The sequence below is a fragment of the Sphingopyxis sp. A083 genome (genome assembly GCF_001468495.1).
In the GTDB taxonomy this organism is placed as follows: domain Bacteria; phylum Pseudomonadota; class Alphaproteobacteria; order Sphingomonadales; family Sphingomonadaceae; genus Sphingopyxis; species Sphingopyxis terrae.
Genome location: NZ_LNSK01000004.1, coordinates 265,353 through 285,000, shown reverse-complemented (window position 1 = coordinate 285,000; position 19,648 = coordinate 265,353). Strand labels below are relative to the sequence as shown.

Genomic DNA, 19,648 nt, shown 5'->3' with positions numbered 1-19,648 from the left:
GTGAATGCCTTGGCATGCAGAGGCGATGAAGGACGTGGCACGCTGCGATAAGCGTCGGGGAGCTGTGAGCAAGCTTTGATCCGACGATTTCCGAATGGGGAAACCCACCCTCACCATTTAATTTCGCTGCCGACTTGTCGGCATCGAAGGTTAAATGGGAAGGGTATCACCGAAGTGAATAAAATAGCTTTGGTGAAGCGAACCCGGGGAACTGAAACATCTCAGTACCCGGAGGAAAGGACATCAACAGAGACTCCCGTAGTAGTGGCGAGCGAACCGGGACCAGGCCAATGCCTTTGATTCAACTAGCAGAAGCTTCTGGAAAGGAGCGCCATAGTGGGTGACAGCCCCGTATGCGAAAGTGATGTCAAAGGATTTGAGTAGGGCGGGACACGTGAAATCCTGTCTGAACGTAGGGGGACCACCCTCTAAGCCTAAGTACTCCTGCATGACCGATAGTGAACTAGTACCGTGAGGGAAAGGTGAAAAGCACCCCGATGAGGGGAGTGAAACAGTACCTGAAACCGAATGCCTACAAGCAGTAGGAGGGCCCTTGAGGCCTGACTGCGTACCTCTTGCATAATGGGTCAGTGACTTAGTGTATCAAGCAAGCTTAAGCCGATAGGTGTAGGCGCAGCGAAAGCGAGTCTGAATAGGGCGAATGAGTTTGATGCATTAGACCCGAAACCCGGTGATCTAGGCATGACCAGGCTGAAGGTGCGGTAACACGCACTGGAGGGCCGAACCGTTCAATGTTGAAAAATTGTCGGATGAGTTGTGTTTAGGGGTGAAAGGCCAATCAAACCGGGAAATAGCTGGTTCTCCGCGAAATCTATTGAGGTAGAGCGTCGGATGAATACCTTGGGGGGTAGAGCACTGGATGGATGCGGGGGTCGCGAGATCTACCAATTCTAACCAAACTCCGAATACCCAAGAGTAATATCCGGCAGACAGACGGCGGGTGCTAAGGTCCGTCGTCAAAAGGGAAACAGCCCTGACCTACAGCTAAGGTCCCCAAGTCACGTCTAAGTGGGAAAGCATGTGGGAATCCCAAAACAACCAGGAGGTTGGCTTAGAAGCAGCCATCCTTTAAAGAAAGCGTAACAGCTCACTGGTCTAAATAAGGGTTCCTGCGGCGAAAATGTAACGGGGCTCAAGACGTGCACCGAAGCTTAGGGTGTGTAGCAATACACGCGGTAGCGGAGCGTTCCGTAGGCTGATGAAGCGGTCTGGTAATGGACCGTGGAGGTATCGGAAGTGCGAATGCTGACATGAGTAGCGATAAAGAGGGTGAGATGCCCTCTCGCCGAAATCCCAAGGGTTCCTGCTTAAAGCTAATCTGAGCAGGGTAAGCCGGCCCCTAAGACGAGCCCGAAGGGGGTAGTCGATGGGAACCACGTTAATATTCGTGGGCCTGGTGGTGTGTGACGGTTTGCGTAAGTTGTCTGTCCTTATTGGATTGGTCAGGCTTCGAAGCAGATCCAGGAAATAGCCCCACCGTATAGACCGTACCCTAAACCGACACAGGTGGGATGGTAGAGTATACCAAGGCGCTTGAGAGAAGTCTCCTGAAGGAACTCGGCAAATTGCCTCCGTACCTTCGGAAGAAGGAGGCCCCACATTTGGGCAACCATTTGTGGGGGGCACAGGCCAGGGGGTAGCGACTGTTTAGCAAAAACACAGCACTCTGCTAAGTCGGCTTCAAGACGACGTATAGGGTGTGACGCCTGCCCGGTGCCTGAAGGTTAAGTGGAGGGGTGCAAGCTCCGAAACGAAGCCCAGGTAAACGGCGGCCGTAACTATAACGGTCCTAAGGTAGCGAAATTCCTTGTCGGGTAAGTTCCGACCTGCACGAATGGCGTAACGACTTCCCCACTGTCTCCAGGAGATGCTCAGCGAAATTGAATTCTCCGTGAAGATGCGGAGTACCCGCGGTTAGACGGAAAGACCCCGTGCACCTTTACTGCAGCTTCAGAGTGGCATTAGGAAAGAACTGTGTAGCATAGGTGGGAGGCTTTGAAGCGTTGGCGCCAGCTGACGTGGAGCCATAGGTGAAATACCACCCTGTTGTTTTCTGATGTCTAACCTCGATCCATGAAACTGGATCAGGGACCCTCTGTGGCGGGTAGTTTGACTGGGGCGGTCGCCTCCTAAAGAGTAACGGAGGCGCGCGATGGTAGGCTCAGGACGGTTGGAAACCGTCTGCGAGAGTGCAATGGCATAAGCCTGCCTGACTGCGAGACTGACGAGTCGAGCAGAGACGAAAGTCGGTCATAGTGATCCGGTGGTCCCGAGTGGAAGGGCCATCGCTCAACGGATAAAAGGTACGCCGGGGATAACAGGCTGATGATTCCCAAGAGCTCATATCGACGGAATCGTTTGGCACCTCGATGTCGGCTCATCACATCCTGGGGCTGGAGCAGGTCCCAAGGGTTTGGCTGTTCGCCAATTAAAGTGGTACGTGAGCTGGGTTCAGAACGTCGTGAGACAGTTTGGTCCCTATCTGCCGTGGGCGTCGAAATTTGAGAGGAGTTGACCCTAGTACGAGAGGACCGGGTTGAACATACCTCTGGTGTACCTGTCGTGGCGCCAGCCGCGCAGCAGGGTAGCTATGTATGGACGGGATAACCGCTGAAAGCATCTAAGCGGGAAGCCTCCCTCAAGATAAGATTTCTTAGAGCCGTGGAAGACCACCACGTTGATAGATCGGATGTAGAAGTGCGGTAACGCATGGAGCTAACCGATACTAATTGCTCTATTCGCGCTTGAAGAGTCCCACCATCAACGACAATCCTGTCAGGATTGTCCGCGATTACGTGGATGATTGATTAGACAGTATTGCAAGTTTCAATAGCACGGGCATCGATTGAACCCCTTTTGACCTACGCCGGCTTCATTGCTTGGTGACCATGGCGTCAGTGACCCACCCGATCCCATCTCGAACTCGGCCGTGAAACCTGACAGCGCCGATGGTACTTTGGCTTAAGCCACGGAAGAGTAGGACGTCGCCAGGCATTGCAGCCGGCGTAAGGTCGAAAAGAAACCCATTCACAAAGTTAGAGGCCGGCAGCGATGCCGGCCTTTTGCTGTTTTGCGGCCCCGATCGGCGCCGCGCTCTGGTTGACGCGGGATGGAGCAGCCCGGTAGCTCGTCAGGCTCATAACCTGAAGGTCGTAGGTTCAAATCCTACTCCCGCAACCAGTAACCCCTTTGATTCCCATGAGAAAGTTTCCCCGCGGGGAAATCTCGAAGCAGCTCCTGTCACAATCTGTAAGCACACAGGAAGCAGATTGATTGTAATTTCATAACATTCTGGAAGCACGTTCCCGAACGCGCTGCGCGCCGCCAACATGGCGTGGGTGTTTGCTTCCGGTTTGTGCAATGGGCTTTTTTGTCGGCCTCGATTTTCGCCGATGCGACTTATCGTTTGTCTGCCGAATAGAGTGCCGACCTGTGAATGAAGTCAGGGTTTGAGATTGACCGGCGCGCGCGCGGCCGGTTCCTTTGTGGGCAAGTCGATGGCGAGCCCCGCGGCGACACGCTTTGCCAGATCCTCGTCGATATTGCGAAGCTGTCCGACAACACGGGCGCGGACATGATCGAGTGTGACCTTCGACAGTTCGAAAACCAGCGCCGAGGCGATATGCGCCTGCTCATTCTCGGTCTGCGACAAATAGAACATGCGCGCCTGGCTGAAATGATCGGCGAAAAGCGCCGCGCGAATGCGCAGCTTCTGCGCGGGATCGTTGCGTTCGTCATTGGCGGCAAAGCTCTTGAAACCCTTATCGGCGCTTGCGCGCGGACCGCCATTCTCGCCGGCCTCGGCCAGGCTGTTCGGCTCGTAATTGGCGCGCCCCGTTGGCACGAGCGTCTGCATCATTCCGTCGCGCTGGAAATTGTGGAACGGGCATTTCGGCGCATTGATTGGGATCTGGTGGAAATTGGTCGTGCCCAGCCGCGACTTCTGCGTGTCGAGATAGGAAAAGAGCCGGCCCTGCAGCAGCGGATCGTTACTGAAATCGATGCCCGGAATGATATTCGACGGCAGGAAAGCGATCTGTTCGGTTTCGGCAAAGAAATTGTCGACGTTGCGGTTGAGCGTCATGCGGCCGACGATCTCGACTGGCACATCTTCTTCGGGGATCAGCTTGGTCGCGTCGAGCACGTCATAAGGTTGTTTGGCAGCGAACGCCTCGTCGAATACCTGCACGCCGAGGTCCCATGCCGGGAAATCGCCCGCGTCGATCGCCTCGAACAGGTCGCGGCGGTGGAAATCGGGATCGGCGCCGGCGATTTTGACCGCCTCGTCCCAAGTTGTCGACCGGATGCCGAGCACGGGCTTCCAGTGGAATTTGACGAATTTGCCTTCGCCCTTTCGTTGACGAAGCGGAAGGTGTGGACGCCGAACCCCTCGATCATGCGCAGGCTGCGCGGGATCGTGCGGTCGGACATTGCCCACATGAGCATGTGCATCGCCTCGGGCATCAGCCCGATGAAGTCCCAGAAGGTATCATGCGCGCTCGCCGCCTGCGGATAGCCGCGGTCGGCCTCCATTTTCACGCTATGGACGAGGTCGGGGAATTTCATCGCGTCCTGGATGAAGAAGACCGGGATATTGTTGCCGACCAGATCCCAATTGCCGCTGTCGGTATAGAGTTTGACCGCAAAGCCCCGCACGTCGCGCGGCGTATCGACCGACCCGGCGCCGCCCGCGACGGTCGAGAAGCGAACGAAGACCGGACAGGTCGCGCCTTCCTTCTGGAAGATCGAAGCCTTGGTCAGCCCGGGGATTGCCTTGGTGCATTCGAACACACCATGTGCGCCCGAACCGCGGGCGTGGACGATCCGCTCGGGGATGCGCTCATGGTCGAAATGGAAGATCTTCTCGCGGAGGACGAAGTCCTCGAGCAGCGTCGGGCCGCGCTCGCCGGCGCGCAGCGAATTCTGGTTGTCCGAAATGGGATGACCGAAATTGTCGGTGAGATAGGCGGCCGCATCGGCGACCCCATCACCGACGGCCTGATGCAGTTCATCGCCATTCCCCCGGCTATCGGTTTGCTTGATCTGACGCTCTCCCGGCTGATGGTCGCGAAGGGCGTGGTCGGTCGCAGGGGACGGCGCGGACTTCTTGGCCATGGTCGGTTCCTTGAATTTTGAGGGGCTTGCCTCCTCAACCCCGCGCTCGCGCTTAGGTTTCGCCGCGCGTCGCTTTCTCTGACTATTTCTGGTCGACCATCACATGCCCATCCTGTTCGCGCAGCCAATTGTGGAGCCGCGTCGCCGCCATCGCGCCCTGTCCCGTCGCGACGCTGATTTGATCGAGACCTTCGATGACGTCGCCCGCGGCATAGACGCCGGGAAGCAGTCCGTCCGAAAAGGCGCTGAACGGAATGCAACCCTTTGGATCGGTCAGCGGACCCAGCATCGCCGCTAGTTCGCTGCGGGGTGTCGATCCGAACGCGGGATAGACCGTATCGAACCGGCGCGGCGCGGTTTCCCCCTCGATGGCAACAAGCATCTCGTCCTCAGTAGCTTCAAGTCGCAGCACCCGGCCTTCGATAACATCGACACCGCTCGCCGCGAGTTCGCGCCGCTGCGCTTCGGTGAGCGCAACCTGCCATTTCGGGATCAGCGTGACGTCGCTCGAATATTGCCGCAGGAACATCGCCTCTGCGGCGCCATGCAGGTCGGAGCCGAGAACCGCGATCCGCTCGTTGCTATGTTCGAAGCCGTCGCAGATCGGGCAATAGCGAAGCACCCCGTTGCGAACCGCCGCGTTATGATCCCCGCCGTCGAGCTTCGCGAGATTGGTGTCGACGCCCGTCGCCAAGATCAGACCGCGCGCGTTGACGGTACCCCCGCCTTCGAGGCGCGCGTGAAACATCGTCCGGTCCTCGTGCCGCGCGATTGCGACAACCCGGCGCTCGACTATCTCGGCGCCGTAACGCGTGGCATGATCGCTCATGCGCGTGATGAGATCGCGACCCGCGATGCCGTCCGGAAATCCAGGGACATTGCGCGAACGCGGCACCCACAGGGCGCGCGAACGTCCGTCATGTACCACACGTCCTTTTCTCCGGTAGCGCGCGAGATACAGTGCGGCCGTCAGACCGGCTGGCCCCGCGCCGACGATCAATACATCGATCGCCGATCCTTCGCCTGCAGAAAACGGCGTCATTGTGCGGCCCGCGCCGGATAATCCATGACCGCGAGGATTTCCGTTATCGCGACGAACGCAAAGCAAACCGAGCTGTCCGCGACGCCATAGGGGAGGAAGATATCGTCGCCGACGCGGATCGCGCCGCAGGTGTACACGACATTGGGGACATAGCCCTCGCGATCCTCGTCGGCGGCGGAGAGGATGGGGTTGGCGGTACGTCCGATCACCTTTGACGGATCGACCTTGTCGAGCAGCACGGCGCCGATCGAATATTTGCGCATCGCACCAACGCCGTGCGTGAGCACCAGCCAGCCCTCGTCGAGCTCGATCGGCGCGCCGCAATTGCCGATCTGGATTAGTTCCCATGGAAAGCGCGGTTCGAGCAGCAGTTCGCCGTCCTCCCATTGATCGACCGCGTCCGAGCGCAGCAAGTAGAGATTCTTGCCGTCCTGCCGACCGATCATGCAAAATTGCCCGTCGATCTTGCGCGGGAAAAGCGCCATGCCCTTGTTACGCCCCGCCTTGCCTTTGACAGGGGTCAGGGTGAAATCTTTGAAATCGCGGGTCCGGAGCAGTTCCGACTGGATGTCCCGGCCGCTGTAGGCCGTGTAGGTCCCTATCCATTCGCTCTTGCCGCTGTCGCGCTCGAACTCGAGCAGCCGGAGATCCTCGAGACCGTTGCGCTGCGCCTCGGTGATCGGAAAGATCACGGTGCCGGACAGCGAGCTGTCCTTCTGACGGTAGAGCGAAACGACATCGTCGGGCTTGTCCTCGCGATGCTGACCCGGCATCGCGGCAGTGGCGAAAGCCGGCTGTGGCATCAGAGTCAGTTCGCGGTCGCTCGTGACGATCCCCTCCCGAAAGGCGATCGTCGAAATATGGCCTTCGCCGACCGCACGCAGCGACAACAGGATTCGGATGCAACCTTCCCCCAGGCCCGTCTGGTCGGGATGGCGCACGACGCTGGGGTTCATCACCGCCGCTGCGGCGTAGCTATATTCGTGGCAAAAATAGGCGCCGATCAAGAGACGCATCTCGTGCTTCAGCGTCAGGGCTTCGAGACCGAGCTTCGGTTCGATCTGCTTGAAACGGTCCTCGAACACCTTCTCGATCTGCCAGTGCCGATCGGCGAAATCGCGCAGGACCACGCCGAGTTCGGCGCGCACGGTGCGCGTATCGAGCGCAACGATTTCGCGTGCCAGACGCTTCACGCGCTCGAGATCGGGGCCGGAAGCTTGCCATGCGAGGTGAAAAGGCCGGACGACAACGCGCGTCGGGTCCGCGTGGAGCCGCAATTCGTCGTGGACCAGATGCACCATAATCCCCTCAGTCGACTTTGCGGATGAAATCCCGAATGGAATAGGTCGCATGCTGATAGGCGAGAACCGACTCCGCACCCTCATTGAGATTGAGCCCGCGCGGATTTATGCCGTCCTTGCTGGTGCCCGTGAGCACATCGCCGACAATCACACCGCGATCATTGGCTCCGGTAAACCATTCATAAGCACGCCGCGCGTGCGCCAGCCAGATATCGTCGCCGGTCACGTCATAGGCGGCTGAAGCCGCGTCGATCGCCGCCCAAACTTCAAGCGGCTGCTGGTCGAACGGCCGCGGTAGCGCGTAGGCCTGACCGAAGCAGTCGGACCCGATCGGGCGATAATGACCATGGGGCGCAATCTGAAGGTCGTTGATCCACCGAAGCGTCGCGACCCCGCACGCGGTGACGTCCGCGCGCTCCAGCCGCACTCCCGCGCGAAGCATCGCTTCGGGCAGGCGGCAATTATCGTAGGCGAGCACCGGTTCGAACCATTGCCAATCCGGCCGCGCTGCGGCTCCGTATAGCGCGTTCAGCCGGTCAGCGCCGCTGCGCAATAACCGGTTCGCCAGATCATGTTCGGGATGCCCGGCAAGCACGAAGTCGGCGCCGAGCATCGCGAATGCGATTGCACGCGGCGACCCGAAATCCAGCGCGGACGCCGCGGTGCGCTCGAACAGCTCAAGCGCCCACTGCCGCAGCCCCGGATCGCGGGCATCGCGCGCCGTTGCGCCGAGTGCCCAGAGGGTTCGCCCGCAGCTATCCTCGGACCCCACATCCTCGAGCCAGTTGCCTCCGAAGCCCATGAAGTTGCGAAATTCGCCCCGGTCCGGGTTCCACGCATGCTGCACAAAGGCCGCAAAGACCGTGGCAAGCTGGCCGCACCTGCCGAGCGCGTCTTCGCCGAGCCGATGCATCAGCATCAGAGCGCGTGCATTGTCATCAACGCAATAGCCATGCGCACGGTCGGGGATCATGTGAACGCTATGCTGGAGGATGCCGGTGTCGTCGCAAATCCGAAGGAACCCCTCGATGCCAATCCGGTCGGGAATGGGCGCGGCTTTCGGCACCACGCGGCTTTCGGCGATCAGGGCGCAGCTTCGCTCGGCAAATACAGGCCAGATCATGTCACGGCCGCGGTCATAGGCGCGCCCCTGCAGCGTGCGCAGCCAATCGGCATCGCCAAGCAAAAAGCGGACCTCGTTCGTGATCGCTTCGCTATCGTTGAAGGGTACCAGCACGCCATGATCATCAGCGAGCAGCTCGACCGCGTGGACATAAGGCGTCGAAATCACGGCCTTGCCCAGTGCCATCGCATAGGCGAGCGTGCCCGACGTCGATTGCTGCGCACCGGTATAGGGCGTTATATAGATATCGGCGGCCTCGAGCAGATCGAGCAGATCATCGGTTTCCATGAATGCATCAATCCAGCGGACATGCGCATCGACCCCGAGCGAGACGGCGAGCGCCTCGAGCCGGTCGCGATAAGCCTCGCCTTCATGCACCAGCAGGTTGGGATGCGTGGCACCCGCGATACAATAGAGGAAGTCGGGGTGATCTTCGACGATCGCAGGCAATGCCTCGATAACCGCCTCGATCCCTTTGCCCGGAGACAGGAGCCCGAAGGTCAGTGCGACCTGTTTGCCCGCAAACCCGAACCGCGGCTTGAACTGCGACGCGCGCCCAAATGGGCGGTCGGGAACGCCGTGCGCGATCAGTGCAATTTGATCTTCATCAGCCCGATAGACGCTGCGCAGCAGATCGCCCGAGCGTTCGGACATGACGAAGATCCGCGCCGCGCGTGCAATCAACCGATCCATAACGCGGCGCTGATCGGCATCCGGCTCGGCCAGCACCGTGTGCAGCGTTACCACCAGCGGCGCAGCAACGCGATCGACCAGTTCAAGGATCATGTCACCCGCGGATCCTCCGAACAGGCCAAACTCGTGCTGCAGCCAGACAATGTCAGCGCAACTCGCCTCGATCTGCCGGGCCGCGTCGATGAAGCTGCCAACATCCCCTTCGGTTATGATTCCGCGAACCACTGGATCGAACAGGATGGGGGCCGCAGCCGGCGCCATCGCATAGACATCGACAACAAGATCAGGCGCGGCTTCGGCAAGCGATGCACGGACGTCCGCGGTGAAAGTCGCGATGCCGCAGCGTCGGGGGATAAATCCGCCGACCAATGCCATCCGTCCTCCAGACCAGCGTCCGGGAAGAATCCTCTGGCCCGTCTCCAGACTGTCAGCGATAAAGCTGCGGTCAAGCGTTTCATACACAGGCATAGCCTTCCGGAGATGAAGCCCCGAAGGCCTCACCCGCAATTTTTCATAGTAATGGAGTTCGGCAGGGTCCTGCGGTTATCGGCAGAAACAACGGTTCAGCTCGGAACTTGTTCCACCCGAAACGCTCGACACTCCTGCTCGACAGGCAAGCCAAGGTCGGCGGTACGTCATCGCCGCGAGGTCGATTCCGCTTGCTGTCGGCAAGCCTGCCATCAAGATCGGAGCCAAACAGCTGTTTCATGGAAGCTTCGCTTGCTGATCGCCACGGGTCGCCACACGCAGCCGCCGCGCAGCAGCTTTGGCATCATCAAGGTTGGAATAGCGATAACCCCCGACTGCATATCGTTCGACATAGGTCCGAACGATGCCCTCCTCCTCCTCATCCTCGTCGGCCGGCGGGCGCAGGCCTCCGCCCTCGCCTTCCCATGCCGAGCGTGCCGAAGCGTCGTCGATCGCCGCCGCAAGTTGGCCGTTCTCCAGCCCCAACGCACCATAGAAGTCGCGCCCGACCGCGAGAAGGGTCGCGCGAATATCGAAAGGCCGCGGATCGGAGCCGCCCGCGGCGGGATTGTCATGATTTGCTCGCTCGAAGGCCTTCGCCATGAGCAATTCGGCGATAAGCACGTCACTCACGAGATCGTCCATCGCGTCAACCGGGTCCGCGGGCGGCGCGACGAGAGCGGCAATGGCTTCGGCGTTGCCGTCCAATCCACGTCGCTCGCGATATTCGTTGATCCGTTTGGCATAATAGCGCGGCAGGTCGAAATTGGGCACCGACTGCCCCTCGCGGCGCGCCCGACCAACCGCCATCAAAGCCATCTGGTGGTGGTGCAGCAGTTCATTGAGGTCCACAAATCGGCTCCTTCGGCGGGAGCACAATTGTCTCTCAGTCGCCAGCACGCGGTGGAAGCAGGCGATGCAGGAAAGATGGGGTCCCTGGCAAAGGATTGCAATGAGCAAAGCCAGAGGCGGAGACGGTCGAAGCGCAAATGCGCCGCGATCCGCCGCAGCTTCGCGTCTATCGCGCCCCAACAGGCGGAAACATATCCAGCCCCGGCAAGTCGATGCGCTCTTTCTTTTGTCGCAACCGCAAAAATGGCCCGATTGCATCGGCGACGTGCATCTGCCGGGCGGTCGGGCCCCTACCCGGGACGCCGGCCCGCATTGTAGCCCGGCACAAACTCGTAAGCGAAGCGTCCAAAGCCGACGCGCGATCGTCTGGCCCTTACAACCGGGATTTGAAGCCCCATATGGGCAACATCGCGGCTTGAATTCTGTAGGCAGCCGCGGCTGAGAGACAGCGCGCTCCCGCTTACGAAGGAGCCGCACGATGAAGTCCGACATGGATAAGGAAAAGTCGGCGGAATTGACCGAGCCGAGGGTACTCAAGCGAAGGTCGTACCGCGGCTTCCGGAAGAGCCAAGAGCCTTTCCCGCTCGATGATGCGCGCCGGCAAGGCAATATCAGCCAGCTCGCATTCCTGCTTATGGGCGGCCGCGATCCCGCGGTGGCGTTTCTCAACACCGAAAATACCAAGCTCGGCGGTCGTCCGCTGGTCATAGCAACCGCAAGTGCCGACGGTTACGCGCAAGTGGCGGCCGCCATTCGGGCGTCGGTGCGCGGAGCACCGTCATGAGCCGGGCGATGAACCTGTCGCTGCCCCAAGCCGACGTACGGCGCCTGTGCCTTGCACAGGGCGTGAGCATCAGCGCGATCGAACCGCTACTGTCGGGAGGCACCCGCCTCGTTTGCACCGCGAGTACGGGCGCCGAGGAAATGCGGTTGCGCCTTCGCGGCCATCTAATCGAAGGCGAGGTCAAACGGTTCCGCTTCTATCGCCCGCCTTCCTAGCGCCGAACGGCTATGTTCTTCGGTGATGGCGTCCCGCTCGCGGCAACTTGCTCCGCGCAGGCGGCGGCACGAATGTGCCGATCGCAAGGCGGCGTGATTCTAACTCGATATCCGAGCCGCGATAGCTTTCGCTCAGAGCGTCGCGACAATTGCTTGATGATCAACCGCACGCGGACTGTCAGGAGGCAGTACCGGGAGGTCGCCGCTCCGGAATCGTTGCATAGGGCATGGTCGATATTATCACCCCGCCCTAGCATTGAGCATGCCTCGTCCCCACATCAAGCCTATCGCATTCCATGCCTCGGGCGCAGGTGCGACTGAGAGATTTCCCATGCTCCCGCTCGCGGCTGGAGTCGGGTTCATGGCATATGCTTCGAATAGCCACACGCAAAGGCTTGGGTTGGCGCCGGCCATTGCGTATCAAACAGGTTCTTCCGCGCTGCCCAAGCCGGCCGGGGGATCTGCAGTCGAGAGTTGGGAAAATGAAGGCGGTCGCCTGTCGCGGTTTACGCTTTCCCGAAGACCTATTCCCTCGGCTCCCGAACCTTCGGTCACCGAATCGGATAGGCAGAAGGCCGAAATTGACTGGCTGACGCATAAACTCGCCGACGACTTTGCCCATGGACGCGTGGGAAAGCGATATAGCACCTATCAGCATCGCTCGCGCGTCATTCGCCAACTCACGGCTATATGGAAAGCTGGCCTGCCCTGCCTCTCCAGGCCAGCTTGACACGGCGCAAGGCCGGCTCAGACGCGCACCTTCTTCCCATAAACATGCACAGATTTCTTCTCGCGGGGACGATTGCCGCGATCGCGTTTGTCCCGCCCGCCGCGGACTCGCGAACGGCGGGGGCAAGCGGTTCGCAAAGGACCGCCCCGTGCGACAAAGCGATCGCTACCCTGGCCAGCGCGGCTGCAGATGCGGTGCGATCCGACCGGTCGGGGCGCACGAACATTGGCTGCCAGGAGACGGCATTTGAGACTGGTCAGCGACTTGCCGCCGAAGCGAACCGCGGAAATCACCGGCAGCGATGCCGCTGGTATAAGCAGATGCTTAAATCCGCGAGCATAAGCATCTGACCGATGGCCCAGCGGCGTCAGCCATGGCCTGCTCCTTCGAGCAACGAAGGAAAAGATCATGCCACAGGTGCAACAATTCGAACCCGAAGAATTTTACCCAGCCCCCGCTCGCTCGCGTCGCAGCTGGGATCCCGTCGTGAAAATCACCCATTGGTCGATTGTCACCGCAATCATCGCCAATGCGCTGGTTACCGAAGAAGGATCGGGAGCGCACATCTGGGTGGGCTATGCGCTGGCCGCGGTCTTCGCGCTGCGCCTGCTGTGGGGTTTGATAGGTCCGGCCGAAGCTCGCTTTTCGGCTTTCCCGCCGAGCTTGCGCCGGGCGCTGGGGCATCTGAACGATATAATGGTCGGCCGAAAGGAGATCCATCGCTCGCACAATCCGCTTGGCGCGTTGATGGTCTACGCTATCTGGTGCGTGCTCGGCCTCATCATCGCCAGCGGAATAGCGATGGCAGGCCCACCTTCGGGCGCGCTCCCCGGCCCTGCGGATCAGGCGGGCGAGGTCAGCCGCCATTTGGTCGCCGAACAGGGCGACGATGAGGAGGAAGACGAGGTGAAAGACGCAGAGAGCGGCGAAAGGGTTTGGGAAGAAGTGCATGAGACCAGCGTCAACCTGCTCTATATTCTGATTGCCCTGCATATCGCCGGAGTAGTCTTCGAGACGCGCCGCAGCGGCCGGGAAATCCTGTTGGCCATGCTGCCCGGACGCGCGTAAACCGTGATCATGCGGGAAAGACGAAGAGCGCTGGAACGACGGGCGGTCGCCATCACCTTCCTTGTGGCGCTGCAGACGCTCGCGACGATCTTCTTCGTCGCCGACGTCGCAGGCGACATCGCCGCGGATGGATGGAGCATGCACCTGCTCGTCGAATCCTGCGCGACCGCCGCCCTGCTCGCTGGCGTGGTCTTCGGCACCCTACAGCTGCGCTGGCTGGTCGTGCGTGCGAGGCTCGACGAAGCGGCGGTCGCGACCGCGCGCGGCGCGATGTCCGACCTCGTCCGCCAGCGGTTCTTCGACTGGCAGCTGACCGGCGCCGAGGCCGATGTCGCGCTTTTCGCACTGAAGGGCTTCGATGCCGCAGAGATCGCATGCCTCCGCGGCGCGGCGTCGGGGACGATCCGGGCGCAGCTTGCGAGCATCTATGCAAAGGCCGGTGTCCATTCACAGGTCGGCCTTTTGGCGCTGATGGTCGAAGAGCTTGTCGACGGCGACGCAATCAAGCCCAGTGGGGCCATACAGCAAGGGACCAGAAGATGAGACGCCACGCTGAACGCCATCTTGTCTCGCGCATCGGATGGCTGCGCGCCGCCGTGCTCGGAGCCAATGACGGCATCGTCTCGACCGCGAGCCTTATCATGGGCGTTGCCGCATCGGGAGCACCGCGCTCCGCAATCCTTGTATCGGGTATTGCAGGGCTCGTGGCCGGCGCGATGTCGATGGCAGCGGGCGAATATGTTTCGGTAAGCTCGCAGTCGGACACCGAACGATCGGACCTCGAACGCGAGAAGCTCGAACTGGCGGACAGCCCTGAGGTCGAACTTGAAGAACTGGTGGGCATCTACCAGGCACGCGGCGTCGATCCCGATGTCGCAAGGACCGTTGCCGTGCAGATGACGGCACGGGATGCACTCGGCACTCACGCCCGCGATGAGCTTCACATTACCGATATGACATCCGCGCGTCCGATCACCGCCGCATTCACCTCTGCCGGCACCTTCACGCTTGGCGCCCTCCTGCCCGTGCTCGCTGCAGCCATGCTTCCGCAGCAGCTGCTCGTCCCCGGAGAGGCGGTCGCTTCGCTCATCTTTCTTGCCTTACTCGGATGGGTGGGCGCTGCAGCCGGTGGATCACGGCCTCTGAGGCCGGTGGCGCGCGTCGTATTCTGGGGCGCATTGGCCATGGCGCTGACGGCAACTATCGGCCGGCTGGTCGGAACTGCCATCTAGCCGCGAGGACAAAGGCATTCGGACCTGTCAGGGTTCGCCTCGCAGCGCTGCGGATAGCCGGCACCACACTCCAATTTGTTCCGGCTCGCCCGGCTCGCCGGGGCCGAAATCCGGCGCAGTGCTCAATTCAACGGCCTCGACCGCGGCTGCCCCGTGCAATTTCCGTTGGCGTTGCCTGCGATCAGCGCCGCACGTTTGCTGCAGCGATATTCCCATGGATCACAGCAGCCACGCGACAAGGATTATCGATCAACCCTTCTTCGAGCGCCATTGCGACAAGGTGAGCACGATTGCGGGATCGAGTCTTCAGTTTGAGATGATTGATGTGCGATTCGACGGTACGCGAATTGATCGCGAGCGTGCGTGCGATCTCCTTGGCGGAAGCGCCTGACGCGACGAGCGTCAGCACCTCCAGTTCGCGCGGCGTCATTGGCTGCATGAGCATATCCAAGATGATTTACCTCCGGCGATCGCTCTTGCTGGGTCTTCAGCAAATTTGCGATCCTGGGCAGGCCCACGTGCGGGAATTGCGATTTCCCTTCATCGACGGCGACTCGAAGCGCGTCGATTAACCCTGTTATCCCTTGAATGGGCTTTATTCAACGCAAGAAGCCAGACCTGAGCCTGGCATCGCCAGATCCTAAAATCATGCTTTGACGGTATCTGGAAATTAAAACGCATTCAGCGGCCCGCTGATCCATCACATTCACATTCAGAAAAATTAATTATGCTTACGTAAAAATACAGATGTATTAGCCAAGCTTGATCATTAATGGCTTTAGTGACATACACTCCTATCGGACAATTATATCAATAATGTCATGCAGAATTTCAATAGCATATGAATTGCTACCTGTATTTTGCACATCATTCATCCCAAATTGTTATAATATTCGATTCCGAACCTAAATTAGTTCGGATTTTTGTTCGATTTTCGGGCACAGGAAGCCGGATATTCCCGGCAGTCAATAGGACAAGAGGAATTATTTATGCGTATTTCATGGCTCCTCACGACAGCGGCCATCGCCTTGACCGGCATTGCTGCGGCTCCGGCATCAGCTGAATCGCTCAGCGTCCAGGGCGTTGTAGCTCCATACTGCAACGTCAATCTCACCAATGTGTCGAGCGGAACCGCGTCGATCGCCTTCACGGACAATCAGAAGGTGGCGAATCTGCGGCTCTCGTGCAACGCAGCCTCGGGAACGAAGATGGTCACCGACCCGCTGAACGGCGACCTGCTCAGTTCCGCGGGCAATCGCATCAATTATGCGATGACGCTGAAATCGCCGACCAACGCCAACTTCACGATCGATGAAACCGATACGGCGCCAGGCAATGCTGAAGCCGTCGGCCTCTTCACGCGGCAGCAGGCGGGCTACGCACAGAGCGTTGCAAACGGACTCCCCCTCGAGCTCTGGCTCAACGTGAATGTCGAGAACGCCAATACCCAGCCCGACTTCTCGACCCCCAACGTGTTCCCGGCCGATGCTGCACCTGCCGGCACCTACACGGAAGTGTTCAGCTTCACCGCTTCGGCCATCTGAGCCATCCGGTACTGCATGGGGCCGCTCTCACGAGCGGTCCCATGTTCCGGTCATTTTGGGAGCGCGGCCATGCGGATCGTCCATTCCTTCCTGCTCCTGGCCTTCTGCCTTTCAGCGGGCGCGCCTGCATATGCGCAGGGATATCAAATCCAGCCCATGCTCGCGACAATTCAGCCATCCGGCCCGGATTCTCGACTGACTCTGTTGATCAAGAATACCGGCGAAGTCCCGATCACCCTTGAAATTCTCCCGTTCCGGGCGACGGTCGATGAAGCAGGAATGCCGAAGCGAAGTCCCGAAGATGATGATCTTCTGGTCTATCCTGCTCAAACCGCAATTCCCCCAAATCGCGAACAGACGGTGCAAATCCGATACATTGGTGATGCTGCATTCACCGATGCACGGATGTACGGCGTACGCGTCGCGCAGTTGCCGGTCGATTTTCGCACCGGCGCCGCGTCGGAACAGGCCAACGCGCAGGCCGACGTGAAGATGAGCTTCAACTTTCTCAGCCACATCATCGTTTCGCCGCCATCTGCAAAGGCCGACGTCTCTGTCGAGGTCCTCGGCCGCAACGTCGAAGGCGGCCTGGCGCTACGGCTGCACAATCCGGGCGCTGGTATCGCTGTTCTCAACGCCGCGCGCTGGACGTTCACGGACGCGGGAGGCAAGAGCGTCGAACTCGACACCGATCACATCCTCCTGGGTGACTTCTCCGCGCTAATGCCGCGTCAGGACCGTCTCGCGTCAGTGGCTGCAAAGGATGTGACGGGTCTTGTAGGCGCCATAACATCAAAAGTGGAAATACCGTGAGGCATGCGACACTGGCTGCGCCACGGTTCGGTCTGCCTGTGCGGATCGATGCTCAGCCCGATGGCCTGCCCGGCAAGCGCATCGACTCAAGCTTCACCGCCAATTTCCGCAGCGGCAGCGAACAGCGGCTCGGACATAGGCGACGGCGCGCCCGCTTCGGCCGCGACAAGCAATGTGAAAGTGCCGCTCGACGTGCCGCTGACGCTCAACGGCAAGTTTCTGGGCACGATTTCCGTCGCGGTTGATCCAGATGGGGATGGAGAAATTGACGCAAGACGCCTGCTCGAGCTTTTCGGACCGGTCATCACCGCAAAGATAAGGTCGGTGATCGAGGGGCGCATCGCCGGGCGGAGCATCGTGCCCATTGACGCACTCGCGGGCGATGGTCTCGATATCGCCTTCGACACGCTGAGCTTGAGCGTGATTGCGACTTTGCCCACCGATGCGACCAGCGCGACCGCGGTGCGAATAGTCGAGCGCGAGGGCGCTCCCGAGCCCGGGTCCTTCGATCGCCCTTCCGGCTTCGCCTTAGGCGCCAACATTTCCGCTACCCAGCGCTATATTCATGATCAAGGCCAAGGCTTCCAGCCTCTCAGCGTGGACGTCGACGGGATCATGAATATCGGGGGTTTCGACGGCGTGACCATTACAGGCGGAATCCGCTACGATGGCAATAATCGCGGCAATCGGTGGGAGCGCAGTGAAATCCGCGCGACGCGGGATTATTACGAGAGTGCGGTTCGGGCCACAGTTGGCGAATTCACCCCCGCCAGCACCTCGTTCCAGGGATCCGGCCGAATCCTCGGTTTCGGAATGGAGCGCGCGTTCTCCACCATCCGGCCCTTTCAGAATGTGCGCCCGATCGGTCGCCAGAACTTCGTGCTCGATCGCGAATCCAGTGTGGAAGTCTATGTCAACGATATCCGCGTCCAAACACTGAGGCTCGCTGCAGGCCGATACGATATCGGTGACTTTCCTTTCGCTGCCGGGCCGAACAGCGTGCGCCTCGTCGTTGATGACACGGGCGGGCGGCGCGAAATTCTCGATTTCAATATTTTCAGCGGCGCTGACCTTCTCAACCCCGGCGTCACCGATTTCGGGGGCGCGGTCGGCCTGCGCGAGGGCGAGCAGCGTCTTCACTACGTATCTCCGGCCGCGACTGGCTATATCTATCGCGGCATCTCGAACAATCTCACCCTCGGCCTGAATGCGCAGGCGACCAGCTTTTCGATTCAAGCAGGTGGATCGGCGCTGTGGGGGTCGCCACTGGGCTTTGTGCAGATCGAGGCTTCTACAAGCCGGAGCCTGGACGGCCATGGATTCGGCACTGCTCTTTCGGTCGACTATCGAGGCGAGTTTTCATTACTCCGCGACAGGGATTTGCGGCTGAACATGTCGTCGGTGATGCGCAGCGCCAATTTCCAGGATGCCTTCACAAGCGAAGCCCGCAATCTGCAGGCCTGGCAATCAGCCGCGCAGATCCAGTGGCGCGCGCCATATGAGATAAGCTTGGGCCTTGGTTATGGCTATACGCGGATGCGGGGTGACAGCCGCAACGTCCACCGGTTCGACGCGAACATAGGGCGCACCTTCGGACGTTTCAGCCTCAACGGGACGGCATCGCACAGCACCGACGATCGGGGCAGTGACTGGCGCCTTTCGGTCGGTGTGTCGGTTCGATTGGGGCCCGGGTGGTATGGCGACGCGAGATACGACAGCGGCACCCAGCGCAAGGAGATCGAAATCAGCCGCGCCTCCGAGGGCCGGCTCGACGAGCTTAGTGGAAATCTGCGCTTCACAGACGAACGCGACGGGACGGCTCTGGCCGGGCGACTGGCTTATATCAACAATCGTTTCGACCTCGTGCTGAATCACAATCGCCTCGAGTCACGCAACGCTGATGGACCAAGCTCGGCCATTTCCGACTGGAACATTCGCGGTTTTATTGGCTTTGCCGATGGCGCAATCGGACTTGGACGAACGGTAAACGACGGCTTCATAGTCGCGCCCGTCCACGAAACACTTTCGGGTAGCCAGGTGAGCATCCGGTCGGGCGAGCGCACCGTCGCCAGATCGGGCTTGTTCGGCCCCGCCCTGGTACCCGTCAACCGGGCCTACGGCAATAATCGCTATGAAGTCCGGGTTGAGCCGCTTCCGATAGGCTATGACATCGGCAGCGGAGTCATCAACATATTCCCCGGTTTTGGTTCGGGCTATCGCGCAGAAATCGGCAGCGACGCCTCGCGTATCGCGACGGGCTATCTTGTCACTCGGCAAGGCCCTCTCTCGCTCGTCGGCGGAACGGTCCAGTCGGTAGACGACGCCGCGCAGCAGCCGCGCCCCTTTTTCACCAACCGCAACGGTCGCTTCGTTGCAGACCGCCTTGCTCCCGGGCGTTACCGGCTCGTCGTAGGTGGCAAAGTCGTCGGGGAGTTTTTAATCTTGCGAGAAACGAAGGGATTAATCGATGTCGGCACGCTCACGCAGCCTTGACTTCGCCGCAACCGCAATTCTGTCACTCTCGGCGTTCGGCGCGAATTCCGCTGCCGCGTGCGATGCACGGATCGTCGAACGACCTACCGCGCTGAGGATGGATTATGATCCTTTCGCGAGCGCCGAGGCTTCGGGGCATATAGGTTTCGGGATC

Annotated in this window: 14 protein-coding genes, 1 tRNA gene, 2 rRNA genes and 1 pseudogene (1 of these 18 running past the window's edge); 12 read left to right on the top strand and 6 right to left on the bottom strand. The window is 60.1% G+C overall.

Translation table 11 applies throughout. The features are described from left to right. The 3 genes from ATE59_RS10455 to ATE59_RS10445 all read left to right on the top strand — a co-directional run. Positions 1-2,770: ribosomal RNA gene (locus ATE59_RS10455) — 23S ribosomal RNA — on the top strand; it begins 23 nt to the left of the window's first position. A gap of 129 nt (positions 2,771-2,899) precedes the next feature. Continuing rightward, positions 2,900-3,014: ribosomal RNA gene (gene rrf / locus ATE59_RS10450) — 5S ribosomal RNA — on the top strand. A 110-nt stretch (positions 3,015-3,124) separates the two neighbouring features. Beyond that, a tRNA-Met gene (locus ATE59_RS10445) sits at positions 3,125-3,201 on the top strand. 268 nt (positions 3,202-3,469) lie between these two features. Here the strand turns inward: ATE59_RS10445 and ATE59_RS10440 are convergent. The 5 genes and pseudogenes from ATE59_RS10440 to ATE59_RS10420 form a co-directional block, all read right to left on the bottom strand. Next, positions 3,470-5,136, bottom strand: a pseudogene (locus ATE59_RS10440) (catalase); the annotation flags it as partial. 82 nt (positions 5,137-5,218) lie between these two features. Then, a complete protein-coding gene (locus ATE59_RS10435; protein ID WP_058812364.1) occupies positions 5,219-6,178 on the bottom strand; it encodes an NAD(P)/FAD-dependent oxidoreductase in 960 nt (319 codons plus the stop codon). Further along, positions 6,175-7,479 (bottom strand): glycoside hydrolase family 130 protein, encoded by a 1,305-nt coding sequence (locus tag ATE59_RS10430; RefSeq protein ID WP_156416767.1) that lies wholly within the window; start codon positions 7,477-7,479, stop codon positions 6,175-6,177. The genes ATE59_RS10435 and ATE59_RS10430 overlap by 4 nt, the downstream gene beginning before the upstream one ends. 7 nt (positions 7,480-7,486) lie before the next feature. Continuing rightward, a complete protein-coding gene (locus tag ATE59_RS10425; RefSeq protein ID WP_058812363.1) occupies positions 7,487-9,670 on the bottom strand; it encodes a glycosyltransferase family 4 protein in 2,184 nt (727 codons plus the stop codon). A gap of 330 nt (positions 9,671-10,000) precedes the next feature. Further along, entirely contained in the window at positions 10,001-10,723 is a 723-nt protein-coding gene (locus ATE59_RS10420) for a hypothetical protein (protein WP_156416766.1), read from the bottom strand. Between the two features lie 370 nt (positions 10,724-11,093). Between ATE59_RS10420 and ATE59_RS10415 the strand changes: the two genes are divergently transcribed. The 6 genes from ATE59_RS10415 (at position 11,094) to ATE59_RS10390 (ending at position 14,644) form a co-directional block, all read left to right on the top strand. Further along, a complete protein-coding gene (locus ATE59_RS10415; RefSeq protein ID WP_058812361.1) occupies positions 11,094-11,399 on the top strand; it encodes a hypothetical protein in 306 nt (101 codons plus the stop codon). Beyond that, positions 11,396-11,614: a hypothetical protein gene (locus tag ATE59_RS10410; protein ID WP_058812360.1), complete on the top strand. Its 219-nt coding sequence runs from the start codon at positions 11,396-11,398 to the stop codon at positions 11,612-11,614. The genes ATE59_RS10415 and ATE59_RS10410 overlap by 4 nt, the downstream gene beginning before the upstream one ends. 361 nt (positions 11,615-11,975) lie before the next feature. Continuing rightward, on the top strand, positions 11,976-12,344 hold the full coding sequence (locus tag ATE59_RS17815; protein WP_156416765.1) for a hypothetical protein: 369 nt from the start codon (positions 11,976-11,978) through the stop codon (positions 12,342-12,344). 408 nt (positions 12,345-12,752) lie between these two features. Then, positions 12,753-13,412 (top strand): cytochrome b/b6 domain-containing protein, encoded by a 660-nt coding sequence (locus ATE59_RS10400; protein ID WP_058812358.1) that lies wholly within the window; start codon positions 12,753-12,755, stop codon positions 13,410-13,412. 9 nt (positions 13,413-13,421) lie between these two features. Further along, the gene (locus ATE59_RS10395) at positions 13,422-13,955 is read left to right on the top strand and encodes a helix-turn-helix transcriptional regulator (RefSeq protein WP_156416764.1); all 534 of its coding nucleotides are present in this window, start codon (positions 13,422-13,424) and stop codon (positions 13,953-13,955) included. After that, on the top strand, positions 13,952-14,644 hold the full coding sequence (locus ATE59_RS10390; protein WP_058812356.1) for a VIT1/CCC1 transporter family protein: 693 nt from the start codon (positions 13,952-13,954) through the stop codon (positions 14,642-14,644). The genes ATE59_RS10395 and ATE59_RS10390 overlap by 4 nt, the downstream gene beginning before the upstream one ends. Positions 14,645-14,825: 181 nt before the next feature. On the opposite strand, the gene ATE59_RS10385 is transcribed toward ATE59_RS10390, so the two are convergent. Next, complete coding sequence (locus ATE59_RS10385; RefSeq protein ID WP_058812390.1) at positions 14,826-15,089, bottom strand: response regulator transcription factor; 264 nt, start codon at positions 15,087-15,089, stop codon at positions 14,826-14,828. Between the two features lie 544 nt (positions 15,090-15,633). Here ATE59_RS10385 and ATE59_RS10380 point away from each other — a divergent pair. The 3 genes from ATE59_RS10380 to ATE59_RS10370 all read left to right on the top strand — a co-directional run bounded on the left by ATE59_RS10380 (position 15,634) and on the right by ATE59_RS10370 (position 19,494). Further along, the gene (locus ATE59_RS10380; protein ID WP_156416763.1) at positions 15,634-16,188 is read left to right on the top strand and encodes a hypothetical protein; all 555 of its coding nucleotides are present in this window, start codon (positions 15,634-15,636) and stop codon (positions 16,186-16,188) included. 69 nt (positions 16,189-16,257) lie between these two features. After that, on the top strand, positions 16,258-17,001 hold the full coding sequence (locus ATE59_RS10375; protein WP_058812354.1) for a molecular chaperone: 744 nt from the start codon (positions 16,258-16,260) through the stop codon (positions 16,999-17,001). 3 nt (positions 17,002-17,004) lie between these two features. After that, positions 17,005-19,494 carry a hypothetical protein gene (locus ATE59_RS10370; RefSeq protein WP_156416762.1) on the top strand — a complete coding sequence of 830 codons (2,490 nt, stop codon included), beginning with the start codon at positions 17,005-17,007 and terminating at the stop codon, positions 19,492-19,494. Positions 19,495-19,648 lie beyond the last annotated feature (154 nt).

Bases quoted from the DNA above. Each gene is read 5' to 3' on its own strand.
- ATE59_RS10380 (WP_156416763.1), top strand. From the start codon at position 15,634: ATGCGTATTTCATGGCTCCTCACGACAGCGGCCATCGCCTTGACCGGC.
- ATE59_RS10425 (WP_058812363.1), bottom strand. From the start codon at position 9,670: ATGGCATTGGTCGGCGGATTTATCCCCCGACGCTGCGGCATCGCGACT.
- ATE59_RS10370 (WP_156416762.1), top strand. From the start codon at position 17,005: ATGCGACACTGGCTGCGCCACGGTTCGGTCTGCCTGTGCGGATCGATG.
- ATE59_RS10395 (WP_156416764.1), top strand. From the start codon at position 13,422: ATGCGGGAAAGACGAAGAGCGCTGGAACGACGGGCGGTCGCCATCACC.
- ATE59_RS10415 (WP_058812361.1), top strand. From the start codon at position 11,094: ATGAAGTCCGACATGGATAAGGAAAAGTCGGCGGAATTGACCGAGCCG.
- ATE59_RS10375 (WP_058812354.1), top strand. From the start codon at position 16,258: ATGCGGATCGTCCATTCCTTCCTGCTCCTGGCCTTCTGCCTTTCAGCG.
- ATE59_RS10390 (WP_058812356.1), top strand. From the start codon at position 13,952: ATGAGACGCCACGCTGAACGCCATCTTGTCTCGCGCATCGGATGGCTG.
- ATE59_RS10430 (WP_156416767.1), bottom strand. From the start codon at position 7,479: ATGGTGCATCTGGTCCACGACGAATTGCGGCTCCACGCGGACCCGACG.
- ATE59_RS10410 (WP_058812360.1), top strand. From the start codon at position 11,396: ATGAGCCGGGCGATGAACCTGTCGCTGCCCCAAGCCGACGTACGGCGC.
- ATE59_RS10400 (WP_058812358.1), top strand. From the start codon at position 12,753: ATGCCACAGGTGCAACAATTCGAACCCGAAGAATTTTACCCAGCCCCC.
- ATE59_RS10435 (WP_058812364.1), bottom strand. From the start codon at position 6,178: ATGACGCCGTTTTCTGCAGGCGAAGGATCGGCGATCGATGTATTGATC.
- ATE59_RS17815 (WP_156416765.1), top strand. From the start codon at position 11,976: ATGGCATATGCTTCGAATAGCCACACGCAAAGGCTTGGGTTGGCGCCG.
- ATE59_RS10385 (WP_058812390.1), bottom strand. From the start codon at position 15,089: ATGCTCATGCAGCCAATGACGCCGCGCGAACTGGAGGTGCTGACGCTC.